Here is a 24,582-nt window from a genome sequence, read left to right as displayed (position 1 = left end):
GTTGTAGGTTGTCCACTTGGAAAATTACGGGAGAGTCTTATGAAAAAAATCTACCTTATTGATGTCAGCTCGATGTTCTTTCGCGCCTTCTTTGCGATCCGACAACTGACGTCCCCAAAGGGCATGCCCGTTAACGCTATTTACGGTTTCATCTCCATGATCACAAAGCTGATAAAGGAAGAAAAGCCGGAATACATGGTATTCTGCTACGACCGTAAAGAGCCTTCATTCAGACACGAAATGTACGACGATTACAAAGCGCATCGTACAGAGATGCCAGAAGACCTGGCTGTGCAAATTCCTTACATCAAACAGCTTGCAGACATCATGGGTATTCCAGCCCTGGAAATACCAAGCTATGAAGCCGATGACATCATTGGAACCCTGACAAAAGTGGGCAAAAAGAACGGCGTTGAAGTCGTGATCGTCAGTGGCGATAAAGACTTCGGTCAGTTGATCGAAGAGGGCGTCATTCTTTACGACACAATGAAAGATCATCGCTATAACTCCCAAGGTGTATTTGAGAAATGGGGAGTACGCCCAGATCAATTCATCGACTACCTGGCTATCGTCGGCGATACATCGGATAATATTCCTGGAGTAAAAGGTGTCGGTGAAAAAGGCGCGATCAAACTTCTAGAACAATTCACGCACTTGGAAGACATTTACGAAAATATCGACAAGGTAGAAAGCAAAAGCGTTCGCCAAAAATTGATCGATGCCAAAGAAATGGCTTTGTTGAGTAAAAAACTTGTGACCATCGCGACTGAAATCCCGGTAGATCACAACATCGAATCGTACCGCCTGCGTCCACGTAAGGACGAGGAACTTCGCGCTTACTTGCGCGAGTTCAATTTCAAAACCTTCGAAAAAAATCTATTTGGCGAGTCTGGCGCAGCAGCACCGTCTGCCGCTCCGATGACTTCGGCCGAAGCCGGGAAAGCATATTACTCAGCCGCTGCAAAGCCAGCTGCCGCTCCAGATGCATTGGCAACTCCGATGCTGGCGGACCATCAGACCAAAGAGTTTAATGAAAAGACGTTATCCACAAAAGAACTCGCAGGAATGTTTGCTGAAGGACAGCCACTATGGGGTTTTCACGATGCCCGTGGCGTTTTCATTGGTACTGACAATGACATCATTTCAGTTTCTGATTCGGAATTTCTGGGTAAGTTGACCGATACCTTCAAAGTGCAATGGAAAGGCTACGATCTTAAGGATTTGTGGCACAAAATTGGGGCTAAGAATCCAAGTGCTGACTGGGATTCAATGTTGGCAGCGTATGTATTGAAAGCGGCCGATGCTTCTGATTTTTCAAAAATTTATGAAAAGCACATGGGTGAAGCCCTTCCAGAAATGGCAACACCTTCCCAGTTGTACAATGCCCAACTTCACTTGGCGAAAACTTTGGACAAAAAACTACACGAGCTTCACGGTGAAAAAGTTTACCGCGAGCTCGAGTTGCCACTGGTGAAAGTTCTGTTGTCCATGGAAAACCTGGGCATTCGTATCGACACCGATCTTTTGCACAACCTAAGCAAAGAACTTGAAGGTGAAATCGCAGTTCTGGAAAAACAAATCCACGAACTTGCAGGCGAAAACTTCAACGTCGGCAGCCCGAAACAATTGGGTGTAATCCTGTTTGAAAAACTGGGGCTTCCAGCAGGCAAGAAAACCAAAACAGGCTACTCCACAGGGGAGGATGTTTTGGAAGGCCTGAATCATCCGATCGCAAAGCAAGTCCTGCAATGGCGTGAGCTATCAAAACTGAAATCCACTTACGTGGATGCCTTGCCAGCGATGGTGCAGGAAAAAGACGGTCGCGTTCACACTAGCTTCAATCAAGCTTTGACCTCGACGGGTCGTCTTTCCAGTACGTCACCAAACTTGCAAAACATTCCAATTCGCACTCAGCGCGGTCAGTTGGTTCGTAAAGCCTTCATTGCAAATCCAAGAATGAAGTTACTGTCTGTGGACTACTCGCAGATCGAACTAAGAATTCTGGCGCATATTTCTGAAGATCCAAACTTGTGCAAAGCCTTCGCGGAAGACTTGGACATCCATGCTGCGACAGCAGCAGAGATTTTCAACATTCCACTGAGCGAAGTAAACGCTGAACACCGTCGCACGGCGAAAGCCGTGAACTTTGGTATCGCGTACGGGCAGGGGGCATTCGGTCTGGCAGAGACCCTGGGAATCTCCAGAACCGAAGGTAAGGATATTATCGATCGCTATTTCACACGTTTTAAAAACGTTCGTGATTACATCGAAAACACGGTCAAGATCGCCCATGAAAAAGGTTACGTAGAAACCTTGTTCGGTCGCAGACGTTACATCGACGAACTTCAATCCGGCAATGCGATGCTAAAGAAATTCGGCGAGCGCGCCGCAATCAATGCGCCAATTCAAGGTACTGCCAGCGACCTGGTCAAGAAAGCTATGATTGAAGTGCACAAGACAGTTCCGGTACGCATGCTACTACAAGTGCATGACGAATTGATCTTCGAAGATTTCGCAGACAATTTGGAAAAGATCACACCGCAATTGGTAAGCATCATGGAAAATGTAGCCAAACTACGCGTTCCACTAAAAGTGAACTACTCCATCGGCAACAACTGGGACGAAGCTCACTAAGTTATTGAGTTTCCCAGCCGACGACGCGGCCGCCTTCGAAGTATACGAAACGGACTTCTTTGCGGAAGCCGGAGGAAGTGGATGACTGGCGTTCATAGCGCCAGCGTTCGTTTTTGTACAGGGGATTGCCGGAAACGTCGATCCCGGTCGGCTCACCCCAGGATTTTTTGACATATTCCTGTGGCATTCCGACGGCGATATCCTGAGTTTCAACCAGACCCTTCATTTCGGTCTTCGGAGCTGTGGATCGACTCCAGATTTTGTTTTTATTGATCCACGCCTGACGGCCTTCGATAGAGGGGATGCTCAGGAACTCCATCTTTTCTGCATCTGATTCCAGCCAAGGTAAAATACGGGAGTATTGTTCTTTCTCTTTGTTCGAGCGAAGCTTACGCTCCATTTGACGGACCGTTGTGCGATCCTGAATGTCCTGGATATCAGAAGCATTTAGGTTCGCAGGGTCTTTGCCCAATTCATAGGCTGTCTGGCGAGCGGAACGATCGCGCATGATATCGCGGGAATCCTGGGAATAGTCAGAGGACCCATAGCCACTGGACGCTGATCTTTGAAGATTCGAACAAGCTGACAAAGAAAGGCCTAGTACGGACACTGCTAACAATACTCTCATGGGTGAACTCCTAAGGTTTCATTGTAAAGGATAAGGGCTTGTTTATAAATTGTTCTTGCGAGAGTTTTGGTTCTTTTCTTACAATCGTCTTGGGAGCAATTATTGGCAGACAATGAAAACACGACCAAAGTAGAGTCTCAGAAGCCTGAGGGGGCTCCAGAGGAGGAAAGTTCAGAAGAACTTTTGTCTTTGGATTCCTTGGATTCTATTTTGGAAAAAGAAGATCCCGAGTTTGCCAAGTCCCTGCAGAGCATCGGCCCCGATGATCCAACGAATCCCATCGTCATTGAAGAATCCGATCTGGAATACAAACTTGCAGATGAAGTGAAGTACTGGGAAAGGCAGGAAGGCTGGCGCCAGAAACTGGTGAAGGTTTTGCCTTTCATTCCACGGGTTAGCTATTTTGTACGTCTGCAACACATGGCTCTTCGCCTGAGTTGGCGAAAATTCAAAGAACAGACAATTCAGTTTATAAAAAATCTGGGTCCTAACCTGAAAGAATGGCTGGGCGATGTCATAGCGGGCATTAAATCGTGGATCGGTGAAACGGTTTCGACGATTAAAGGCTTTTCGATTCTTCAAAAAGTGGGCTTGGCGATTCTGTTCGTCGCGACAGGTGTCGGCGGAATGGTGTTGTATAAGATTGCCACTAACAAACTTATTCCAGCCCATGAAGAGCTGTTCTTGCCGACACTGGAAGAGTGGGCTGATAAAAAGGAAATTTATCAGACTGATCAAGTCGAGCCATTTTACGATTCCACGCGTGTGGCGCAGAACATTTTCAGTACCCAAAGAATTTTTGCGAATATTCGAAAGTCTTCACAGTCAGGCCCGAGCCCCATGGCAGCCCTGGAGTTTTTCGTGGAGGGCACTGATGCCGATGTGGTCGTTGAAATCAAAGACCGCGAGCCTGAAGTGAAGGATTTGTTTTTAAGAACAGTCGAAGAATTTACCTATGATCAACTGGCCTCTGCAGAGGGGAAACAGATGCTTTGTGAACGACTTCGCAAAGAAATTAATAAGATCCTGACCAAAGGAAAAGTGCGCAGGATCTTCTTCAAAACGGCAATTATAAAGCCTTAAAATTGTCTATTTTGATATTGTAGTATTTCAAGCGGTCATGCAGCGTTGACTTGGGCATTCCCAGATCGGCAGCTGTGCGGCGCTGGTTGCCACGGTTGGCAGTCAAACGTTTGATGATCATCTGTCTTTCGATCTCCTTGATGACTGGAATGTCGTTGTTCACTTCCGCTTCTACCGGATTCGATAAAGTTTTATCCAAAAGCTTTTCAATGTGTTTCTCTTCAATGTACTCGCGGGGATAAAGAGCCGCCGTACGGCTGACCAGATTTTTTAACTCACGAATGTTTCCGGGCCATGGGTGCTTTTTCAGACGGGCGATGGCTCCGAAGGAAAAGCGCACGCGCAGCTTTTTGGCGAAGGTGTAAAGCAAGTCATCAAAGTCTTCCATGCGATTTGCCAATGCCGGGGGAGTTACAGTCACGACATTCAAACGGAAATAGAGATCGGCACGGAAGGCTCCCTGTCGGATTTTTTCCGGCAGACTTTGATGAGTGGCTGCAATAATGCGCACGTCAGTTTTGATATTGCGATCGGCCCCGACAGGACGGATCTCACCATTTTCCAAGGCACGCAGAAGTTTTGCCTGCAAAGCGTAAGAAAGGTCTCCGATTTCATCCAGAAACAAAGTTCCACCACGAGCTGCTTCAAAAGCTCCTTTACGATCAGTGATGGCACCCGTAAAACTGCCCTTCACGTGGCCGAACAATTCACTTTCAATCAGCGTTTCACTTAAAGCACTGCAGTTGACACTTAGAAAGTTGGCATTTTTGCGCGAGCTGGTGTTGTGCAAGGCCTGCGCGATAACGTCTTTACCAGTGCCTGATGGACCCAGGATAAGAACTGGGAATTCGGTGTCTGCGACATTGCGTAAGGTTTGTAGTTCTTCGTTCCAGACTTCGTTGCGACTTTTAAGAGGGAATTCAGAAGTGTTTTCTGATGTTGAATAGGTGAAAAAGAACTCCTGGTTACCAGCGCGGATTTGATCGCCTTCCTGAAGGATGGCTTCCATAATTCTGGCATTGTTAACATAGGTACCTTGGGGACTGCGCAGATCGCGAATGTAGTAAGTTTGGTCGCGGCGCTCGATGCGGAAGTGTCTGTCGGCGATTTCGTCGCTATGGATTTGAATCTGACATTGGGCGTCTTTGCCGATCGTCAGAAATTCGCTGACTTGATAAGTTTTCGGGTTTTCCCCGACATGTTTAAGTAAAGGTTGATTCATTTTGTTTGTCTCCTTGCGGAGACTCAAAAGCAAGGGCTCTGCCAAGGCTCATCTCGAATTAAACTCACTCTCGCGATATCGGGGCCTTATAATGTACTGAGCCTAAGATCGCAGTCTTAGAATTGAGAATTGAGAAACTCCTTAATAATTGGTAGCCTACGTTATGCCAAAACAGATCAGATTCATAAAAAGTGCAGTTGTCGAAAAGGACTACCCAGTCCACTCTCGTGCCGAGGTTGCTATTGCCGGCAGGTCCAACGCCGGAAAAAGTTCATTCATTAACGGCCTTGCCACAAATAAGATCGCCAAAGTCAGTTCGACTCCCGGGAAAACCCGTTTGTTGAATTTCTTTGATGTCGCAGCCACGTTCGTTTTGGTGGATATGCCTGGGTATGGATTCGCGGCTCGTTCCGGTGATGAAATTCGCGACTGGCACAAGATGATCGAAACATATTTGTCATCTCGTGAAAGTTTGGCGGGTCTGATTCTGGTTATGGATATTCGTCGTTCCTGGTCTGAAGATGAAGAACTACTTCGTCGATTCTCTGAAACCCAAGGCTTCCCATTGGCAGTGGTATTAACCAAGGCCGATAAGATGTCCCGCTCGCAAATGCTTCAGGCAGTTGCAAAAATAAAAAAAGAAACCGGATTGAGTGCGGTGTTCGCAACGTCTTCCATTAAGAAAACCGGACAGGAAGAAGTCGAAGACTATATCTATAAGAACTGGATCAAATAGATGAAAATTGTAGGCGTCATCCCCGCAAGATTTGCCTCCACGCGTTTCCCCGGAAAACCACTGGCGATGTTGCAAGGTCGCCCCATGATTCAGTGGACGATTGAAGGCGCCAAGAAATCCAAACTTCTAACAGAATTGATCGTGGCAACGGATGATGAATTGATCAAGGGCGCGGCAGAGGAAGTGGGCGCGAAGGTCGTTATGACCGACAGCGATCTTCCTTCCGGCAGTGACCGTATTCATGCTGCCATTAAGGGCATCGACTGTGATGTCGTCGTAAATATTCAAGGTGATGAACCTCTGGTTACGGGGGAGTTGATTGATAGACTTGCCCAGGTGTTTGTGGATGATCCGAAAATGGACATGGCAACGCTGGCTCATCCGATCTCTGAAGAAGAACTGCAAAATCCCAACTCTGTAAAAGTCGTTATGAACATCAAGGATGAGGCACTTTATTTCAGCCGCTTCCCGATGCCTTATTCAAGACTGAAGGCTTCTGACCTTGGGGATTACTCCGGATGCTTAAAACACATCGGCATGTACGCTTATTCAAAAGATTTTTTGAAGGAATTCTGTGAGGCTCCGCAAGCTTTGATCGAGCGCGCAGAAAGTCTGGAGCAACTTCGTGCATTGTACCTGGGTGCAAAGATCAAAGTTGTTCGCGTGAAAGAAGCCAGCATCGGGGTGGATACTCCCGAGGATCTGGTGAAATTGGATAAAATTTTAAGTCAGAGGAAATAATGGCAAAAAAAACTGTCGCGACCACAAAAGTTTCAACCGCAAAATCGACGAAGACTTCCCTGAAACAAAAATTTATTTTTGTAACAGGTGGGGTGGTTTCATCCATTGGTAAAGGACTGACGGCGGCAAGCCTTGGGGCTTTGCTGGAGGCTCGTGGCCACAAAGTCACGATCATGAAATTCGATCCGTACCTGAATGTCGATCCGGGAACAATGTCTCCGTTTCAGCACGGGGAAGTTTATGTGACCGAAGACGGTGCAGAAACTGATTTGGATTTGGGCCACTACGAGCGCTTCACGTCAGCTGTGATGAATCGTTCGAACTCTGTTTCTACAGGTCAGATCTATGATACGGTTATCGCACGTGAACGTCGCGGTGACTATCTGGGCGGTACGGTTCAGGTCATTCCGCACATCACTGAAGAAATCAAAGCCCGCATCTATGAAGCGGCTCAAGGCAGCGAAGTTATTCTGGTTGAAATCGGCGGTACAGTCGGGGATATCGAATCCCAACCGTTCCTGGAAGCTATTCGCCAAATGCGCATTGATGTGGGAATGGATAATTCCGTACTGGTGCATGTCACTTACGTTCCGTACATTGCCGCTGCGGGCGAGTTGAAATCAAAACCGACTCAGCACTCGGTAAAAGAATTGCGCATGATCGGCTTGCAACCAGACTTCCTGGTTTGCCGCAGTGAAAAACATATCGATGAAAATCTTAAAGGCAAAATTGCCCTGTTCTGTTCAGTTAAGCCTAATCACGTGGTGGCCGCACAAGACAGCCGTTTCATCTATGAAGTTCCATTGGCTTTGCACAATGAACAGCTGGATGAATTGATCGTGCAACGTCTGGGACTAAAAGCTCAGCGCTTGAATTTGAAGGGCTGGCAAAACCTGGTGAACGTGCTTTCCCGACCGGATGACACTGTGAAGATCGGTGTGGTCGGCAAGTACGTGGAATTGAAAGAGGCTTATAAGTCTTTGAATGAAGCCCTGGTTCACGGTGGTGTTGCCAATAAAGCGCGCGTGGAGATCATCTATGTCGATTCCGAAAAGGTGACTGACAAGACAGTGAACTCATTGTTGGGCAAAGTGGATGGAATTTTGGTTCCGGGTGGCTTTGGTACCCGCGGGGTCGAAGGTAAAATCACAGCGATTAAATTTGCTCGTGAAAAACGTGTTCCATTCTTTGGTATCTGTTTTGGTATGCAGTTGGCAGCGATTGAATTTGCGCGCAATGTTTGCGGAATTAAGGATGCTACCAGCCGTGAATTCCACGCTGAAGGCAAACGCAATGGCAACTTTGTGATTGATTCCATGGTCGAGCAACGTGGTCTGGTGAACAAGGGCGGTACAATGCGTTTGGGAGCTTATCCTTGTGCGATTGCACCAAATACAAAGGCAGCCCAAGTCTATAAGTCTGCAAACATCACGGAACGCCATCGTCATCGCTTTGAATACAACAATAAATTCAAAGCTCTGTTCCAGAAGAATGGCATGATTGCCTCGGGTATATGTAAAGAGCGCGATCTGGTTGAAATTGTCGAGCTTCCCGACCATCCTTGGTTTGTGGCAGTACAATATCATCCAGAGTTTAAGTCCAAACCACTTGAACCACATCCGTTGTTTGTCCACTTTGTGAAAGCAAGTTTGAAGAATAAATAGGAATTGAATATGTCGAAATTGGTTGAACAAGCACTTAAAGTTTTGGACGTTGAAGCACAGGCGATTCTGGCTTTAAAACCACGCATTGGTGCGGAATTCGAACAGGTCGTAAAGCTTATCACCTCATGCAAGGGTAAGCTTGTCGTGACAGGGATGGGGAAGTCAGGTCAAATTGCACGTAAACTTGCGAGCACTTTCTCTTCGACAGGAACTCCATCGGTCTTTTTGCACCCAGCGGAAAGCAATCATGGCGATCTGGGATTGGTGACCGGAGATGATGTCATCATGGCGCTTTCCTACGGTGGCGAATCTCCCGAATTTTCCGGAATTTTAAGTTTCGTGGCTCGTAAAGGTATTCCACTGATTGCCATCACGGGCAAACCGTCGTCATCGCTTGCGAAGGCAGCACAGGTGACTTTGAATGTGGAAGTTTCTTCTGAAGCATGTCCTTTGGGGCTGGCGCCGACTGCAAGCAGTACAGCGACCCTGGCGATGGGTGATGCTGTTGCGATGGCGGTGATGGCGGAAAAAGGCTTCAGCTCTGCTGACTTCGCGGAATTCCATCCAGGTGGCAGTCTGGGGTACCGCCTTTTGACTCGCGTGAAAGATGTTATGCATGCGGGTGAAGCGCTTCCAACTGTTGGCCTAAATGCTCCATTAAAAGAAGTGTTCTCGATCATGACCCACAAAGATGTTCGTGGTGCTGCAGGTATCGTGGATGAAAAGGGTGATCTGGTAGGGGTGATTACTGACGGTCAGATTCGTCGTCGCCTGGAAAAGTCCAACGATCCCTTCACGGGCCTGGCAAAAGATCTGATGACGACCAATCCAAGAACGATTGATAAGAATGAACTCGCTGAAAAAGCACTGTTTGTGATGGAGCAATTTCAGATCAATATGCTGTTTGTCCTGGATAAAGACGCAGCCCAGCCTCATAAACCTGTGGGTATCCTGCACGTTCAGGATTTGTTGAAAGCACGCGTACGCTAATATAACGGGGTTTCAGTTCGAAGCCCCGACTTCATTGTCTTTTGGTTTTCATTTGAATCCATGCGAGGTGACTTTTTCCTGGGGGGCCGTTAAACCCATGGATAAGAGGCTTTGTTTGACGCTCAATTTTAGAGAATTACCCCCATTTGCAATTTCGTTGTTCTTGCACCTAGCGGTGTTTGCGGGCCTTTCTTTTGCGGCACTGAAGCCTCAAAATACCGCGCCTTTTGGATTCTACAAAAAGGGCGGACCTGTAGTGGTGGAGTTTGAATCGGCTCCTACAAACGCAACAGCGGTTAAACATGTGGCGATGCCAAAGCTTGCTGATGATGGCGACGTTGCCATCGCTCAGAAGAAAGTCAAACCTCAGGAAATGGCGACTCCGCCGGCAGAAGCTGCTGGAGCAAAATCTTTGGGTCACGAAGACGGAATTCTGACCTCAGGTCCTTTGGGCGAGGCCACTGGCAAGCGAAACGCTTCCATTAAAGAACGATATCTTTATGAGCTTCGTGTTTTGATCGAGGGTCGTAAAACTTATCCCGTCACTTCAAAAAGATTGCGCGAAACGGGGCGTGTTTTGGTTGAGTTTATCGTTGAAAAAGATGGAACTATTACCGCAGTGGAAATCAAGCAGGGCACGACTTTCGAGAGATTGAACGAAGCTGCGAAAAGTTTGATTGCCGGGATCGGAAAATACAAACCATTGCCAGCAGAGTTCGCGACAGCTTCTGCGAAACTTGAAATTCCGATCGAATACTCTCTGCAGTAAATCAAAAACATGACTGTCCATTAACATTCACTTATGAATGGTCCAGTTCTGAAAAAGGAAACACACTCTACCTTAGGTTTCTTGTTTCCTTTAACAACTTTCTCTTCGACTTGATACCAATCCCGACCAAACTCCAGTACGACAAAGGTCTTGTATCAGGGTGCGACACTTGCCGCCATTGTAATAATTTCCCACAATGATTCCGTGGCAATAGAAATATCAAAACTTAAAAATATCAAGATGTTGGTGCTCGATGTCGATGGCGTCATGACCGACACGCGAATCTGGTTTGAAAGCGGCGAGTGGCGCCGTTTTTATTCAATCCGCGATGGTGTCGGCATCAAACGTTTGACAGAAGCGGGTTACAAGATCGCGGTCATCACTGGCACTAAGGCAGAGGATGTTCGTGCGCGCGTTAAGTCGCTTGGCATTCAGTATTTCTATGAAGGGGCTCTCGACAAAGAACCCTCTTTCTTACAGCTGCAAAAGGATTCCGGCATTTCACCAAGTGAAATGGCGTATGTGGGGGACGACATTTTCGATATCCCACTTTTGCAGGCGGTGTCCTTCGGCGCCACAGTTCCTGAAGCAGTAGATGAAGTAATAGAGATTGCAGATTACGTGACGAAGCGGCCTGGTGGTTGCGGAGCAGTTCGTGAAGTTTGTGATTACATTTATAAATATGGGGCCTTTTCCTCAGGTAGGTAATTCATGCTAAAGAATGGTTTGAAAGCCTTGATCATCATTGGTGCAGCTTTGCTTCTGCATAAAGCGGCATTTGCTGCCGAGTTGGTCGAGTTGCCAGTAGATGAACTGGCAAAGGAATCCGTACTCCCGGTTTTTGATAAATCGGTGAGCGTTAAAAACCGTCGTGTTGTAACAGCGGGTCGCATTGATGCGAACGTGTTTTATGGTATGGCCCTTACAGAGCCGATTTACGACGTAAGTAAATTTGGATTCTCTGCCTACTACAATTGGAATGAAGAGAACGCCATCGGTATTCTCTTCTCGAAAAATGCTTCGGGGGTTTCCAGTTATGCGAATCAACTGCAAGGGCAATTCAATCTGAACTACAACCAGGCTCCCAAGCCCGAGATGACGTTGATGGCTGACTATAACATCAAGGTATTCTACGGAAAAATGAGTCTGACGAAGTCAATGGTGATTAACACCATGCTTTTCGGTTCGGGCTCAATCGGTATGGTGAAGTTTGAAACAAAATCAAATCCGGCTTTGGCACTGGGCATGGGGCAGAAGTTTTTCTTCAATCCGAACTGGGCCCTGCGGTTTGATTTGCGTCTTTATATGAATCAGGCGCCAATCCCATTTAACGCAGGATTGAACTCTGGTGGGACAGTATCAAAAGATTCATTCGAAGAACGTCTTACTTACACCACAAACCTCGATGTCGGTTTGTCCTACTTGTTTTAAGCGAGGTTGAAAGATGTTGAATAAAAATCTTATCGCAATACTGATTTTCTCAACGATTCTGGTGCCTGGCTTTGCCAAGGCTCAGGATCTGGGTGGTGGAGAGGACGTTGACAGCTTTGAGTCCGAAGTTGGCAAGTCGGCTCCTAAAATGGAAAATTCCGCAGCAGCGAAAAACTATGATGATACTCCGGACAAAAATACGACAGATTTCAAGGGACTTGCGAATCTTGCACCTTTTCAGGAAATCTCGATCATTCAAAAGCGCTTCATGCCGAAGACGGGCCGCTTCGAGCTTTTTGGTGGCGGTACGATCGTAACCAATGACCCATTCTTTAATACAATGGGTGGTGTGATTAAGGCCGGTTACTTCTTGAATGAAACCTGGGGTGTTGAGTTGAACTATTTCGGTTTAACAACTTCTGAGCGTCAATCAACGACAGAGCTTGAAACGAACAATAAAGTGTCTACCAAGAGTTTGGCGTTTCCGAAATCATTCCTAGGTGCTGACGTAATGTGGGTTCCTGTCTATGGTAAAATGACTTGGTTCAATAACCGTATCGTACCTTTCGATCTTTATTTGTCTGGTGGATACGGAATGACGGAAGTTTCAACTGGCGAAAGTGCAGGAACTATCCACGTAGCAGCCGGACAGATTTTCTCTTTGACTAAGTCTGTGGCATTCCGTTGGGACTTCAGCTGGAACTTCTTCAGTGCTACGGTCCGAAATGAAGATACTGATGGAAATTTTTTGGGCAATTCCACGAACAGCTTTAACAACTTGTTCTTAACTGTCGGCGTCAGCTGGTTCTTTCCGGAGGCAACATACCGATGAGAAAACTACTATTACTCTTGATCGCTACAAGTATGGTAATGCCCGCTACGGGTGATGCACAGACCGGCAGAAAAGCCCCTGCGAATCGCTCCTCTAACACTCGTGCAGCTGCTCCTCGTAAGGCGCAACCGCCGAACGCAAAAGCACAACTTGCACGTGCATTGCAAATGGCTCAGAACGGCCAGTATGCAGCAGCGGCAAATAACCTGTTTACGTTAGCTCGTAAGCCGGAATTGGCAGCAGAGCGTCCACAGATAAAATACATTTTGGGTACAATGTTAATGCAGTTGAAGCTGTACCAGACAGCGGCCTTCCAGTTCGTGGATGTTATTCGCTCCAACAATCCAAAGTATACGAAACCAGCAATCGAAAAGTTGTCCATTGTGGCCGATGGTTTGGGTGACGATACAATTTTGAATTACGCGATCTCGCGTGTGGACTTGAACGCGATCCCTGCAAGTCAAAAAGACATGGTTTACTTCCGTTTGGGGGAAATCCAACGTCGTAATAAAGACTATGCTAAAGCGATTGATATGTTCAGCCGCGTAGGTGCGAACAGCTCTTACTTCTATCAAGCCACGTATAATCGCGGTTTGTGTGAACTTGAAGCGAACGAAGTTCCACAGGCGATCACAGTATTTCAAAATATGATTGATGCCCGCGCTTCAGCTCCAGTGACTGATACCAATAAGGTTCAGGCACAATTGGCTTTGGCCCGCGCTCACTATCAAAAGAAAGACTGGGAAGCGGCGATCGAAGCTTACTCTCAGGTTCCGCGTGATACTCTGGCTTGGCATGATGCGATTTTTGAACAATCCTGGGCGATGTTGCGTTCTGCACGCTTCCGTTCAGCTATGAGTAACTTCCAAACTCTCCACTCGGCATATTATGAAGACTTTTATATGCCGGAGAGTTTACTTTTGCGTGCGATCGTTTACCTCTACATCTGTAAGTACGACGAGATGGAAAAGGTTTTGAATCTGTTCGAGTCCACTTATGGACCGATCCGTTCCAAAATCGGTAACTTCATCAAAAGCACCAACGACAACATGTACTACTATCAGGAGCTTGAAAAAGCGAAAGTTATCAAAACTACTGATAAGTCCGCGAACCTTCATCTTCCGTATATCGTTCTTAGAAACATCATGGACCAGGGTGACGTGAAACGTGCGATGAATTATCTGGCTCGATTGAATCAGGAAAAAACACGTGTTGAAGGCAGCCCGACATTCCGTGCATCTGCATTGGGTCAGTATTCCTTGAAGATTCTGGCAAATCGCGCGAAGAACACGAAATTGGCCATCGGCGACATGATGAAGGTGCATTTGTTGAATATGCGCACCGAGCTTCATGATCTATACGAGCAATCCGGCTTCATCCGTTATGAGATGATCAACGGCAGAAAAGAAAGCGTTAAGAAGAAAATCGCTGGTAAAGACCTGGGTGAGCAAATTGACGATAACGTAAACCGTAAGTTCTATATCGAAAATGGCTTCCAATACTATCCATTCCAAGGCGAATTCTGGTTGGATGAAATTGGTAACTACCACTATCTGGGTAAACAAAGTTGCGAGTAGGAATTATGAAATTTAACAGGCATAAGCTTCTGGTCACAAGTTTAATCACAGCATTGGTCGCGGGTTCCGTGGCGCCAGTTCATGCAGCTCCTCCTAAAAAAGGAAAAGCAAAGAAATCGGCTCCGGCAAAATCTGCAACTCCGGCTGCGTCCTCTCCAACCCGTTCAAGAACGGTGGGTGAGTTGTTAGCGCAAGCAGATCGCGAAAAGGCTCAAGCCAAAAAAGATTCTACTGCGCTTCCGACGGCAAATCTGGGGTTCGCAGCTCAAGCCAATCAGGTGAATTTGAGTGCCGTTAAGCCTCCTCGTTCGTCCGAGATCATGCAGACGCGCACAAAAGGTGACCAAAAAGCGCAGTACGAAAAGATTCTGGATCAACAGATCCAGGAACTTTACAAACTGACACAAAGATTTAAAACAAGTCCGAATCGTGGTGAGTTGTGGCTTCGCCTGGCGGAGCTATACGTTGAAAAATCCAGCATTGTGGATTCCCGCAAACAGGATGAGTACGACGCCAAGCTTCGTGCTTTCCAGGAAAAGAAAACTAACCGTAAACCAGTATTGGAACTGGCAGAAGCACGCGATTACAACCGTAAAGCGGTTCAATTGTATGAATGGTTCCAGCGTGATTTCCCTAAAGACTCAAAAATGCCGCAGGCATTGTTCTTCCTTGGATATAATTACTTTGAATTGGGAGAAGTTAAAAAAGGCGCACAATACTACGAAGAGTTGACCAAGAAGTATCCAAAATCCAGTTTCGTGGGTGAGGCCCACTTTGCCCTGGGTGAATACAACTTTGAAAATGAAAAATGGTCTGATGCTTATCGTGAATATACATACCTGATTAAGCAAAAGAAGCACCGTTTGCATACGTTTGCGATGTACAAGGGCGGCTGGTGCTTGTTCCGTCTTGGAAAAGTACAGCAAGGTCTTGCCTATCTTGAATATATCATTAAAAGCAGCCGTCAGGAAGAAGCGGAGCAGGTGGCGGGTAAAGCCGTCAATCGCACTCGTCTTGAAGGCGAGGCAATGCGCGACTTGGTCGTGTTCTATGCTGAGGGCGGGGATCCTGCAAATGCCGCAAACTATTTCGATGGTTTGATCGGTCAGGGTAGTGATCAGTATCTTGAAAAACTGGCGTACCAATATCAGGCCCGTGGAAACAAAGAAGCGTCCCGCGATATCTTTAAACTGTTGATTGCTCGTAACCCGACGTCGCCTAAATCCTTCGAGTTCCAGTACCAAATCGTACAGAACTTCTTCTATGCCAAGAATACGAATCGTTTTAAAGACGAATTGTATGGCTGGGTGAAAGATTACGGCAAAGGCAGTGACTGGTTCGCAGCTAATAACAAAAACAAAGAGCTGATGGATAGTTCTTATAAATTGCGCGAAACCACTTTGCGTAACTATATCCTTCAACAGCATCAAACGGCACAGAACTCCCGTGCTCAGTTTTCGCAAACTCAGGCGAACGAGGGGTATAAACTTTATCTTTCTGAGTTCACTGATTCTCCGTCTATCGGCGACATGCACTTCTATTACGGGGAGTTGCTATACGATATGCAAAGATACGACGAAGCTTTCGCTCAGTACCAATGGGTTGCTGAAAAAGCTCCGACGAATAAGTTTTATGCAAAAGCCGCTCAGAACTTGATCTTGTCTGTGGAAAAAACCATCCCTACGGACGCGGAAATGCAAAAACGCGTTGGGAATTCTTTGGATCCGGTTCCATTGGATCCAAAAGTGGAGCGTTTTATCAAAGCAGGCAGCTGGTATGCAGGGAAGTTCCCGCAGTCTGAAAAGACTCCGGAAATCAAATTCCGTATCGGTCGTCTTTACTATCAATCGAATCACTTTGATGAAGCGGTTAAAGTATTCCGTGACATTGTTAAGAACAATCCTAAGTCCAAGTACGCAGAATACTCTGCGAACTTGATCCTGGATGTGTACAACCTGAAGAAAGACTACGCGGGTCTGGAGAAGGTCGGAGCAGAAATGCTTGCAGTGCCTTCTATCGCAGCCTCACCGGTGGGTAAAGACATCAAAGGCGTCATGGAGAAGGCCTCTTTCAAAAAAGGTCAGGATCTAGAGGGCCAAAAGAAGTTTGCTGAGTCAGCTCAGGCTTACGAAGCATTCTCTAAGTCCAATCCGGGATCAAGTCTTGCGACGACCGCACTTTATAACGCCGGTATCAACTACGAGCGCGCAGGGCAAAATGGTATGGCAATTGCCGCTTACAAAGGCATTATGTCATCCAAGGATCCTGAAGCTGAAAAGCTAAAGCCTAAAGTTCGCAGATTCCTGGCAAAACAATATCAGGATTCAGCGCAGTTTGAAGAAGCAGCCAAACTTTACAAACAACTTGCTTTGGAAGCGCCGAAAGATCCGTTGTCTCCAAACATGATGTTTAATGCTGCTGTATTGTACGATGCTTTGGGTCGCAGCGATGAAGCTATTCGCGCTTACACTGAGTTCACTAAGATGAACAAAAAACGCAGTGAAAATGTTGAGGTTCTTTATAGTATCGCGACGATTCACCGTAAGGCTGATCAAAAAGGTGCGGCAATCCGTAACTATATGGAATACGTCGAAACGGGGGGCCGCGATCAGGAAAAAGTGGTCGAGAGTGCTTACTGGGTTTACGAGCTGTCCAAAGATGTAGGCGCGATCACGCGTTCTAAAGAATGGGCTGGCAAAGTTGTTTCGATCCAAAGACGGTTTGCTCCAAACAAAAAAGGCCCGGGTGCTTCCTATGCAGCCAAGCTGAAATTTGCGGATGCTTTGACAACATTTAAAGAAATGCGCTCGATCAATTTCCCTGCGAACCCGGCAAAACAAAAAGCAGCCGCTGACAAAAAGATCGGTTTATTGACGAAGCTATCCGGCGAATTAGTGGATGTGATCAAGTACGACAGTGCTGAAGAGATCATCAGTTCTCTGGCGCTGTTGGGTGATGCCAATACAAATATGGCCCAAGCAATCACAAATGCTCCATTGCCAGGTGGTTTGAATCCGGAAGAGACCAAGCAATACAAGGCGGGTGTTGAAAAGTTCGCGGAGCCTTTTGTGGGTAAAGCGAAAGATTCGTACAAGGCCTGTGTGGATCGTGCTTGGGAGCTTGAAGCCTATAACGATGCCTACCGTGCAGCTCTGGACTACATGAGCAAAGTGGACCCGGTTAACTACTATAACGGTGGTGAAATGGGCTCTGAACTTCGTCTGGTGAATTGGATGGGTCAATAATGAAAAAGATTTTACTAATAACTGTACTATTTATTGCAGCTTGTTCTTCCACTCCGAAATCCAACGAGAGTTCTGAAGACATGATGGGTGGTATGGACAGCGTGGCAGATGCCCCAATGCCGGAGGCTCCGGCAGAGGAAAAAGCAGCGGATGAGCCGACTCCGGAAACTCCAAAAGCAGCACCGGTTGGATCTTCGCAATACTCCAATTTGAATTCTGCGATCAAATCCCAGAACGATGAGGGAATCTATCGTGCGGCGACAGATATCCTTGCGCAAAATGGTAACGATGCCCGAGCTTTGAATGCTTTGGCGATGTACCACTTTAAAAAAGGCCGCTTTGATTTGTCCCGTTACTTGTTAAGTAAGGCGATTGGTGCGAATCCAAGTATGGCTGAGCTTTACTCCAATTTAGGAGTGGTCCAGTTAGCTCAGAATGAAAGACGTGAGGCGATCAAGTCTTTCAAGAAAGCTCTTTCGATCAACGCGATGGAGCCTGTGGCTTCTGCAAACGTAGGTTCCATTTATGTTCAGGAAAAAGACTATAAAAAAGGTCTTTTGGCTTTGGAAGTTGCCTATAGTCGCGGAGTTAAAGATCCACGAGTTATGAACAACTATGCAGTAGCACTAACTGCTACAGGTAGTTACGACAAAGCCGCCGACCTATACAAGAAAGTCGTCAAAGAGGACAGCAATAACCGAGAGGCGATGCTGAACTACGCTATTCTTCTTGTCGATAAAATGGAAAAATATAAGGACGGTCTGGACGTTATCAGCAGACTAAAGTTCGTGGGTGGACCAGCAGGGTCGAGTAATAAAATAAATGCTTTGGAGAACAAGGCCAAAGCAGGTTTAAAATAAGTTAATCCTCGAGGGAGTGAACCATGTTGCGAGTTTTAAAATACATATCATTGCTTGGAATCATATCCATGGCTTGCAATTTTGCTTACGCACAAGACGCCGTAAAAAAAGAGCGTAAAGCAACACTGAACTTCGAAGATGAATTGGTTGAAGGGGGCACTCAAAAGCCTGAGTTGTCCTATCTCTTCCAAAAGAAAAACTTCAATTATAAAAGATTGATCAAGTTAAGGGAAAACTTCATTCCTGAGATGAGAAAATCAGCAGAAGACATTCAGCGAGTTCGAGGTAGTAATTGAGATCGCCGTTAATATTCAGAATCTTTAAGGATAACCAACTTATTGGAGTGAAACAGTTCGATCAGGATCAGATCGTAATTGGTCACTCTGAGGAAGTTCATGTCGACCTGGATGGTGATGGTGTATCACCTATTCACTGTCTTTTGGAAAGACGGGATGCCGGATATTATATCTGTGATTTGGGTTCTCAGACCGGTACTTTCAAAAACGGTCAGGCAGTTCTTGATGAAAGCATTTCCTCTGGTGATGAAGTCAACGTAGGACCTTTCAAAATTGTATTCTTTCTAGGGGTTCCCAAACCAAAAGGACCACCTCCAGGTGAAGCGCAAATGAACGACATGGTGGCAGCACCAGTTGCTCCGGTTGAACCTCCGGTAGCTCCTGCGGTTTCGACTCCACCACCAGCGCCAGTACCGACTGAAACGGTCACGGTAGCTCCAGTCAGTCCGCCGCCACCAGTAGAGCCGCCTGCGCCACAAAAAATGGCTCCAGCGACTCCTCCGCCTGCAGCGGTCGAGAAGAAAGAGGAAGTGAAAGTTTCCATTCCAACTGTTGTGCCTGTGATTGATGAGAAGGCCGCACCAGTTGCAGCGGTGGTTTCACCAGCGGTTGTTGCTACGACAGTTGCTCCGACGCCTTCGCGCCCGGAAATCCGCCCTGGTAAAGTTTCATTTAAAAAAGACAAAAAAGAAAAAACCTTTGCTCCTCCAAGTGAAGTGCAGGATTTGAAATCATACTTGAAGCCGGGCAAAGGCCCGACTGTTCAGGTGATCGTCGCTTGGAAAGAGCGCATCCTGAATACGTACAACTTCAAAGGCAATCAGCCGGTAAAAGTGAATCTGGGTGAAGATAAATCGGATAGCATTGCTTTGCCGGAAGGAATTCTGCCAAGGGGATTCCAGATTCTGGATATGGCGGGTGGTCTAAAAGTTAACACGTCCGCAGATATGAAGATTGAATTGATCGGTGCTAACGGAAACGTCAGCGTTGAAGAACTTGAGAGATCCGGTCGCGCACAAAAAGCGGGTGCGGGATATTCAGTTCGTGTGGATCAGAACGAGATGCTTTGTCTGGTATTGCCAGGTGGAATGATTCATTTGTATGTGCGTTTTGTGCCTCAGGCTCCAGTGGTGCCGATCACGAACGTCATGTTGTCTGGTTCAGAAATGACCGGAATGATCATGTCCATGATTATCGTTGGTTTGCTTGCATTGTATATTTCTGCGACCACTCCAAATGATTGGGAAGAAAACAAACAAGAGGACGTTCAGCGTATTGCTCAGGTGATCTTTGATAAGACGCCGACGCCTCCTCCTCCGCCTACTCCGACGCCGAAGCCACCAGAGCCGTCTCCGACGCCGGTGCAGCAGCCAACTCCGACGCCGACACCAAGAAAAGTTGTCGTGTCTGACAAGGATAAAACGGCTCAGCAGAAAAAGCCTGAGAACAAGCCACAACTTGCGCAAAAAGCTCAAACTGCAGCACGTGCAAGCGAAGTTGCTCCTAAGGAAACTAAAGATCGTACTAAGAAGTTCACTTCAACTCGCCAAGGTGGCGCAGTGAAGATGGGTGAGACGGCAAGTGCGAATGCGCAGTCCAAAAATAAAGATCTTTCCAAAGTGGGTCTGTTCAGTGCCTTCGGTGGCGGTGGAAACCGTGGATCGATAGACAAAGCTTACTCAGGTCAGGGTGAAGTTTTGGGTATGGCGGACCGTGCAACTGGTACATCGGGTATGAACGAGAACCGCGCGGGTGATGATCTGGGTTCCAAATTCAAAGACTCCGGCGCCGGTGGTAAAGGGACTGCGACTCAAGGTATCGCGGGTATCGGAACTAAGGGTCGTGGGTCAGGCCAATCTGCTTACGGTGCTTCTGAAGGTTTCGGTTCGAAATCCCAAGTCGCGATCGAAGGCGGCGGTATGGAAGAATCCTTTGACGGAACTATCGACAAAGAAGCGATCCGCCGTGTGATCCGAGCGAAGCTTCACGAAGTTAAGAGCTGCTACGAAAGAGCACTTAACACGGTCGCAAAAGGGACTCGTTTAGAGGGTAAAGTGATCCTGGGCTGGGAAATCGTAGCTCAAGGTCAAGCCCGCAACGTAGTAGTGAAGAGCTCATCGCTTGGTAACAAGCAGGTTGAGAACTGTATCAAGGATCGTTTGGCAAGTTGGACATTCCCGGAACCTCCAGCAGGTCTCGTGGCAGTGATCGAAGCTTACCCATTCGTTCTGAACCAACAATAGAATTAGAAATTAAGATTTAATAAAAGATACCTTATAGGAGGAATCCCGTGAACCCAACAGACGCAGCAGCAGCAGCAGCAACAAACGCAGCAACTAACGTAGCAGTGCAAGTTGCAACAGGTGATAACATGAACTTCATTCAACGTGCATTCCATGAGGGTGGATTCGTGATGTACATCATCGCGGCAATCTTCATCATGTCGATCATGGTCATCGTTGACCGTATCATGAAGTTGAAAAACCTGAATGTGGATAAGAAAGAATTCACAGATCAAATCTTCCGCATGGTAGTAGCAGGTGATCTTCGCCAGGCTATTTCTTATTGCGACGCTCGCCCAGCAGCTTTGACGAACACAGTTAAAGCCGGTCTTGTGCAGGCAATGAACAAACGCCCTGACGAAGAAATTCAAGTGGCAATGGATGCAGCAGTTATGAGAGAGATGCCAAAAGTTGAGGGTTGGGTTTCCTTCCTTGCAGTTTTCGGTAATATCGCCGTACTTGCGGGTCTTCTTGGTACGATCGTAGGTATGATCGGTTCCTTTAAGGCGGTTGCGGTTGCAGATCCAGCGACTAAATCCATCGAACTTTCAAAAGGTATCTCGTATGCCCTGAATTGTACGGCATTCGGTCTTTTGGTTTCGATCCTTTGTATCGTTGCCTACGGTTTATTCCAACATCGTATCCAAAAAACAGAGAACGAAGTTGTTGAAACCAGCATGAGCCTTTTGAATCTGGTTGTAGCAAACAGAGAGAAAATCAGAGATTAATTTTTTGAGAGTTTAGAGGTTTAGCATGGCTCACATAGAAGAAGGTGGCAAGGGCGGCAGGGCGAAGAATATCGAGTTGAATCTCGTGCCTGTTATTGACTTGATGAGCGTACTTATTACGTTCCTCTTGATCTCCGCCGTTTGGACTCAGATCTCTATGATTCAAATTGGTAGTTCCTTGTACGGTAAGAAATCCGACACTCAACCCAATCCGACCCCACCTCCTAATGCGGATGTGGTGTTGAAGGTGGACGTGAAGCCTGTTGGTTATGTTTTAACTGTTGGGAAACAAGTCATCAGTCTTCCGATGCAAGCGGGACAATTTGACGATGCGGGCCTTATTGCGCAACTTCAAAGAGTTAAACAAATCTATCCAGAAAAAGTGGATGCAATCCTGACTATGGCAGACGATCTGCCATACGAACAATTGATCAAGGCGATGGATAATTGCCTGATCGCAGGATTTAGTGCGATATCAGTCGCGACAGGAGCGCCTCAATAATGGCAATCTTTAAACCGGGCGAGAGACATCGTTACCATAATATTTTGAGTAAGAAAAAAGGGAAGCGTGGAGTGACGGCGGTTCTGTCTTTGACAGCGATGGTCGACATGTTTACGGTTCTCGTGATCTTCCTTCTTCAGAACTACAATACGACAGGTGACATTCTGTACATGCCAAAAGAAGTAACACTTCCGAAGGCAGCAAGTGTAAAAGAATTGAAGCCCGCACACGTTGTGACGATTTCCAACAAGGAAATTGTTTTGGACAGGGATGTTGTAGCGACGTTCGATGAAGTTCAGGCGTCGGGACCAGATGACTGGAGCATCCCGAAGTTGAAGGAACAGTTGACGTTGGCTTTGGCAAAAAGCAAAGCGGACCACGAAGCAAAATTGCAGAACAAAATCAGAAATGCTGTTGATCAAACTAAAGGTCAAAGCCCTGAGGATGATAATGCATGGAGCAAAGTGACTATCCAAGCCGATAAGGGTATGGATTTCCTGACTGTGAAAAAAGTTATGTTTACAGTGACAGAAGCCGGTGCCGGCGAAATCAATTTCGCGGTGATCAAAAACTCTAACCAGTCGACTTCTACCCAATAGTTTGGGTAGAATCGATCCATGGCCAAATTCAAGAACCTCATTTTTACAGCACTTTTAGTTTTGTTATTTGTTGAGGTTCTTATTGTCTTTCCTCAAAAGCTTGAACACGAGGACGATACCCAGGTTCAGGCGCGCGTAGAACTCCAGGAAAAAAGAAGAAAAGAACTTGAAGAGCTGGGTAAAGATGCCCAAGCAAAACCCACAGCGGGCCCTATGGCGGATCAGCGCATGGGTGGTGTTCATCTGGTGGAAAGCCAAAAGGGGCAGCGTGACTGGGAGCTGTTTTCTGAATCTGCAGAAGGCAGTCAGGGCAGTGGTAACTGGAAATTGAAAAAAGTCCGCGTGTTTTTTTATAACAAGGAAAAAGTTGAATTTACTGCCACCGGTGATGAGGGCACTATTGATGCGGCTTCGAAGGATCTGAAAATCGAAGGCAATGTCATCACGCGTTCTGAAAACGGCTACGTATTCAAAACTCCGGGTATTTCCTATTCGTCTGTGAAGCGTCTCATTGAAAGCCCGGAAACGGTTTATATGGAAGGTCCACCGGATAAATCCGGTGGTGGCATGGTCGTCAAAGGGCGCAGTATGCAGGTCTTTGTTGATCAGTCCAAAATGGTTATCCGCGAAAAAGTGACAGCCACCAAGTCCACCAATCAAGGCAAACGTTTCGAGATTGATGCCGACGGCGCCGAGTTCAGCGGTAAACACAACATGGCGAGATTTCTTGGCGCAGTTCGTATGAATTACGATGGAATGCGCCTCGAGGGTCCTGAGGCCAGCTTCATGTATGATAGAGGCGAAAACATTTTAAGTTCGATAAGTATTTTAGGGGGCGTTAAAGTCAGTGACGCCGACAAGTTTGCAACGGCGGACACAGTCAACCTGGACCTTTTAGCAAATAAGTACGTCTTTAAAGGAAAGCCCAAGGTCATTCAAAACAATGATGAACTGAGCGGCGAGGAAATCATCTTTCTTGAAGGCGGAAAAAAGGTTAAAGTTGAACGAGTGCGCGCCAAGATGGAGAACATGGACAAATGAGTATTCTGACCATCAAAGAAATTTCAAAAAGCTTCAAGAAACGCAAAGTCGTCGATGGGGCGTCTTTTTCAGTGGAATCAGGACAAGTTGTCGGTCTTTTAGGGCCTAACGGTGCTGGTAAGACCACTTCTTTTTATATGGTGGTGGGAATCATTCAGCCGGATAAGGGTGCGATTCACCTGGACGATGAAGATATCACCAAAGAGCCCATGTACAAGCGCGCGCGAGTGGGCTTGAGTTACCTGGCGCAAGAACCCAGCATTTTTCGTAAACTGACGGTGGCTGAAAATATCACGGTGGCTTTGGAAGCCCATGGATTCAGTGGCGCCCAACGCGCAGAACGCCTGGAGCTGCTGATTTCAGAGCTTCGTGTGGGTCATATTCGCGATAGCTATGGTTACGCACTTTCAGGTGGTGAGCGCCGTCGTGTGGAGATCGCACGCGCCCTGGCGGGTGAACCGAAGTTCCTTCTTCTGGATGAGCCCTTTGCGGGGATCGATCCGATTGCGGTCGGGGATATCCAGAATATCATCCGCGAACTTAAGGCCAAAGGTATAGGAGTTCTCATTACGGATCATAACGTTCGTGAGACTTTGGGCATTTGCGATTATGCTTATATACTGAAGGACGGGGCGATTCAGGTCAGCGGAAGTGCTGATGAAATCACACAATCTGAATTGGCTCGTAAATTCTATCTCGGTGAAAACTTTAGGCTGTAACGC

The 24,582-nt window shown here is 46.9% G+C and carries 22 protein-coding genes; 20 read left to right on the top strand and 2 right to left on the bottom strand.

What is annotated here, in order from left to right:
• Positions 1-39 precede the first annotated feature (39 nt).
• The gene (polA, locus tag ACLVWU_RS15070) at positions 40-2,634 is read left to right on the top strand and encodes a DNA polymerase I (protein WP_413575669.1); all 2,595 of its coding nucleotides are present in this window, start codon (positions 40-42) and stop codon (positions 2,632-2,634) included.
• 1 nt (position 2,635) lies between these two features.
• Here the strand turns inward: polA and ACLVWU_RS15065 are convergent, their stop codons facing one another.
• Positions 2,636-3,262 carry a hypothetical protein gene (locus ACLVWU_RS15065; protein WP_413575668.1) on the bottom strand — a complete coding sequence of 209 codons (627 nt, stop codon included), beginning with the start codon at positions 3,260-3,262 and terminating at the stop codon, positions 2,636-2,638.
• Between the two features lie 102 nt (positions 3,263-3,364).
• Here ACLVWU_RS15065 and fliL point away from each other — a divergent pair, with 102 nt between their 5' ends.
• Entirely contained in the window at positions 3,365-4,345 is a 981-nt protein-coding gene (gene fliL / locus ACLVWU_RS15060) for a flagellar basal body-associated protein FliL (RefSeq protein WP_413575667.1), read from the top strand.
• Here fliL and ACLVWU_RS15055 read toward each other — a convergent pair.
• Positions 4,332-5,567 carry a sigma 54-interacting transcriptional regulator gene (locus tag ACLVWU_RS15055; RefSeq protein ID WP_413575666.1) on the bottom strand — a complete coding sequence of 412 codons (1,236 nt, stop codon included), beginning with the start codon at positions 5,565-5,567 and terminating at the stop codon, positions 4,332-4,334. The two genes, fliL and ACLVWU_RS15055, sit on opposite strands and share 14 nt — an antisense overlap.
• Positions 5,568-5,730: 163 nt before the next feature.
• Between ACLVWU_RS15055 and yihA the strand changes: the two genes are divergently transcribed.
• From yihA to lptB, 18 genes are all read left to right on the top strand, one after another.
• Positions 5,731-6,303, top strand: coding sequence for a ribosome biogenesis GTP-binding protein YihA/YsxC (gene yihA, locus ACLVWU_RS15050; RefSeq protein WP_413575665.1), 573 nt, complete (start codon positions 5,731-5,733; stop codon positions 6,301-6,303).
• Positions 6,304-7,044, top strand: a complete 741-nt coding sequence (kdsB, locus tag ACLVWU_RS15045; protein ID WP_413575664.1) for a 3-deoxy-manno-octulosonate cytidylyltransferase — start codon at positions 6,304-6,306, stop codon at positions 7,042-7,044. It abuts the gene before it with no gap.
• 59 nt (positions 7,045-7,103) lie between these two features.
• Positions 7,104-8,708 (top strand): CTP synthase, encoded by a 1,605-nt coding sequence (locus ACLVWU_RS15040; protein WP_413578802.1) that lies wholly within the window; start codon positions 7,104-7,106, stop codon positions 8,706-8,708.
• A 9-nt stretch (positions 8,709-8,717) separates the two neighbouring features.
• Positions 8,718-9,698, top strand: coding sequence for a KpsF/GutQ family sugar-phosphate isomerase (locus tag ACLVWU_RS15035; protein WP_413575662.1), 981 nt, complete (start codon positions 8,718-8,720; stop codon positions 9,696-9,698).
• Positions 9,699-9,855: 157 nt separating this feature from the next.
• Positions 9,856-10,467 (top strand): energy transducer TonB, encoded by a 612-nt coding sequence (locus ACLVWU_RS15030; RefSeq protein ID WP_413575661.1) that lies wholly within the window; start codon positions 9,856-9,858, stop codon positions 10,465-10,467.
• Positions 10,468-10,671: 204 nt separating this feature from the next.
• A complete protein-coding gene (locus tag ACLVWU_RS15025) occupies positions 10,672-11,175 on the top strand; it encodes a KdsC family phosphatase (RefSeq protein WP_413575660.1) in 504 nt (167 codons plus the stop codon).
• Between the two features lie 3 nt (positions 11,176-11,178).
• Positions 11,179-11,898, top strand: a complete 720-nt coding sequence (locus tag ACLVWU_RS15020; RefSeq protein WP_413575659.1) for an outer membrane beta-barrel domain-containing protein — start codon at positions 11,179-11,181, stop codon at positions 11,896-11,898.
• Positions 11,899-11,911: 13 nt separating this feature from the next.
• Positions 11,912-12,730 carry an outer membrane beta-barrel domain-containing protein gene (locus ACLVWU_RS15015; RefSeq protein ID WP_413575658.1) on the top strand — a complete coding sequence of 273 codons (819 nt, stop codon included), beginning with the start codon at positions 11,912-11,914 and terminating at the stop codon, positions 12,728-12,730.
• Positions 12,727-14,307, top strand: coding sequence for a tetratricopeptide repeat protein (locus tag ACLVWU_RS15010; protein WP_413575657.1), 1,581 nt, complete (start codon positions 12,727-12,729; stop codon positions 14,305-14,307). The genes ACLVWU_RS15015 and ACLVWU_RS15010 overlap by 4 nt, the downstream gene beginning before the upstream one ends.
• A 5-nt stretch (positions 14,308-14,312) precedes the next feature.
• Positions 14,313-17,552 carry a tetratricopeptide repeat protein gene (locus ACLVWU_RS15005; protein ID WP_413575656.1) on the top strand — a complete coding sequence of 1,080 codons (3,240 nt, stop codon included), beginning with the start codon at positions 14,313-14,315 and terminating at the stop codon, positions 17,550-17,552.
• Positions 17,552-18,412: a tetratricopeptide repeat protein gene (locus tag ACLVWU_RS15000; RefSeq protein ID WP_413575655.1), complete on the top strand. Its 861-nt coding sequence runs from the start codon at positions 17,552-17,554 to the stop codon at positions 18,410-18,412. The genes ACLVWU_RS15005 and ACLVWU_RS15000 overlap by 1 nt, the downstream gene beginning before the upstream one ends.
• Before the next feature lie 23 nt (positions 18,413-18,435).
• Positions 18,436-18,708, top strand: coding sequence for a hypothetical protein (locus ACLVWU_RS14995; RefSeq protein WP_413575654.1), 273 nt, complete (start codon positions 18,436-18,438; stop codon positions 18,706-18,708).
• A gap of 47 nt (positions 18,709-18,755) precedes the next feature.
• Positions 18,756-20,951, top strand: a complete 2,196-nt coding sequence (locus ACLVWU_RS14990) for an AgmX/PglI C-terminal domain-containing protein (RefSeq protein WP_413575653.1) — start codon at positions 18,756-18,758, stop codon at positions 20,949-20,951.
• Between the two features lie 47 nt (positions 20,952-20,998).
• On the top strand, positions 20,999-21,718 hold the full coding sequence (locus ACLVWU_RS14985) for a MotA/TolQ/ExbB proton channel family protein (RefSeq protein ID WP_413575652.1): 720 nt from the start codon (positions 20,999-21,001) through the stop codon (positions 21,716-21,718).
• A 25-nt stretch (positions 21,719-21,743) separates the two neighbouring features.
• The gene (locus tag ACLVWU_RS14980) at positions 21,744-22,220 is read left to right on the top strand and encodes an ExbD/TolR family protein (protein ID WP_413575651.1); all 477 of its coding nucleotides are present in this window, start codon (positions 21,744-21,746) and stop codon (positions 22,218-22,220) included.
• Positions 22,220-22,819: an ExbD/TolR family protein gene (locus ACLVWU_RS14975; protein ID WP_413575650.1), complete on the top strand. Its 600-nt coding sequence runs from the start codon at positions 22,220-22,222 to the stop codon at positions 22,817-22,819. The genes ACLVWU_RS14980 and ACLVWU_RS14975 overlap by 1 nt, the downstream gene beginning before the upstream one ends.
• Before the next feature lie 18 nt (positions 22,820-22,837).
• Positions 22,838-23,860 carry an LPS export ABC transporter periplasmic protein LptC gene (lptC, locus tag ACLVWU_RS14970; RefSeq protein WP_413575649.1) on the top strand — a complete coding sequence of 341 codons (1,023 nt, stop codon included), beginning with the start codon at positions 22,838-22,840 and terminating at the stop codon, positions 23,858-23,860.
• Complete coding sequence (gene lptB / locus ACLVWU_RS14965; RefSeq protein WP_413575647.1) at positions 23,857-24,579, top strand: LPS export ABC transporter ATP-binding protein; 723 nt, start codon at positions 23,857-23,859, stop codon at positions 24,577-24,579. Before lptC ends, lptB begins: the two co-directional genes overlap by 4 nt.
• The last annotated feature ends 3 nt before the right edge of the window (positions 24,580-24,582 follow it).

The sequence above is a fragment of the Bdellovibrio sp. HCB290 genome, from assembly GCF_047305925.1.
In the GTDB taxonomy this organism is placed as follows: domain Bacteria; phylum Bdellovibrionota; class Bdellovibrionia; order Bdellovibrionales; family Bdellovibrionaceae; genus Bdellovibrio.
Note: the sequence above shows the minus strand (reverse complement) of the source record. Positions and strands in the feature narration are given on the sequence as shown.

Bases quoted from the DNA above. Each gene is read 5' to 3' on its own strand.
- polA (WP_413575669.1), top strand. From the start codon at position 40: ATGAAAAAAATCTACCTTATTGATGTCAGCTCGATGTTCTTTCGCGCC.
- ACLVWU_RS15065 (WP_413575668.1), bottom strand. From the start codon at position 3,262: ATGAGAGTATTGTTAGCAGTGTCCGTACTAGGCCTTTCTTTGTCAGCT.
- ACLVWU_RS15055 (WP_413575666.1), bottom strand. From the start codon at position 5,567: ATGAATCAACCTTTACTTAAACATGTCGGGGAAAACCCGAAAACTTAT.
- yihA (WP_413575665.1), top strand. From the start codon at position 5,731: ATGCCAAAACAGATCAGATTCATAAAAAGTGCAGTTGTCGAAAAGGAC.
- kdsB (WP_413575664.1), top strand. From the start codon at position 6,304: ATGAAAATTGTAGGCGTCATCCCCGCAAGATTTGCCTCCACGCGTTTC.
- ACLVWU_RS15035 (WP_413575662.1), top strand. From the start codon at position 8,718: ATGTCGAAATTGGTTGAACAAGCACTTAAAGTTTTGGACGTTGAAGCA.
- ACLVWU_RS15020 (WP_413575659.1), top strand. From the start codon at position 11,179: ATGCTAAAGAATGGTTTGAAAGCCTTGATCATCATTGGTGCAGCTTTG.
- ACLVWU_RS15015 (WP_413575658.1), top strand. From the start codon at position 11,912: ATGTTGAATAAAAATCTTATCGCAATACTGATTTTCTCAACGATTCTG.
- ACLVWU_RS15010 (WP_413575657.1), top strand. From the start codon at position 12,727: ATGAGAAAACTACTATTACTCTTGATCGCTACAAGTATGGTAATGCCC.
- ACLVWU_RS15005 (WP_413575656.1), top strand. From the start codon at position 14,313: ATGAAATTTAACAGGCATAAGCTTCTGGTCACAAGTTTAATCACAGCA.
- ACLVWU_RS15000 (WP_413575655.1), top strand. From the start codon at position 17,552: ATGAAAAAGATTTTACTAATAACTGTACTATTTATTGCAGCTTGTTCT.
- ACLVWU_RS14995 (WP_413575654.1), top strand. From the start codon at position 18,436: ATGTTGCGAGTTTTAAAATACATATCATTGCTTGGAATCATATCCATG.
- ACLVWU_RS14980 (WP_413575651.1), top strand. From the start codon at position 21,744: ATGGCTCACATAGAAGAAGGTGGCAAGGGCGGCAGGGCGAAGAATATC.
- ACLVWU_RS14975 (WP_413575650.1), top strand. From the start codon at position 22,220: ATGGCAATCTTTAAACCGGGCGAGAGACATCGTTACCATAATATTTTG.
- lptC (WP_413575649.1), top strand. From the start codon at position 22,838: ATGGCCAAATTCAAGAACCTCATTTTTACAGCACTTTTAGTTTTGTTA.
- lptB (WP_413575647.1), top strand. From the start codon at position 23,857: ATGAGTATTCTGACCATCAAAGAAATTTCAAAAAGCTTCAAGAAACGC.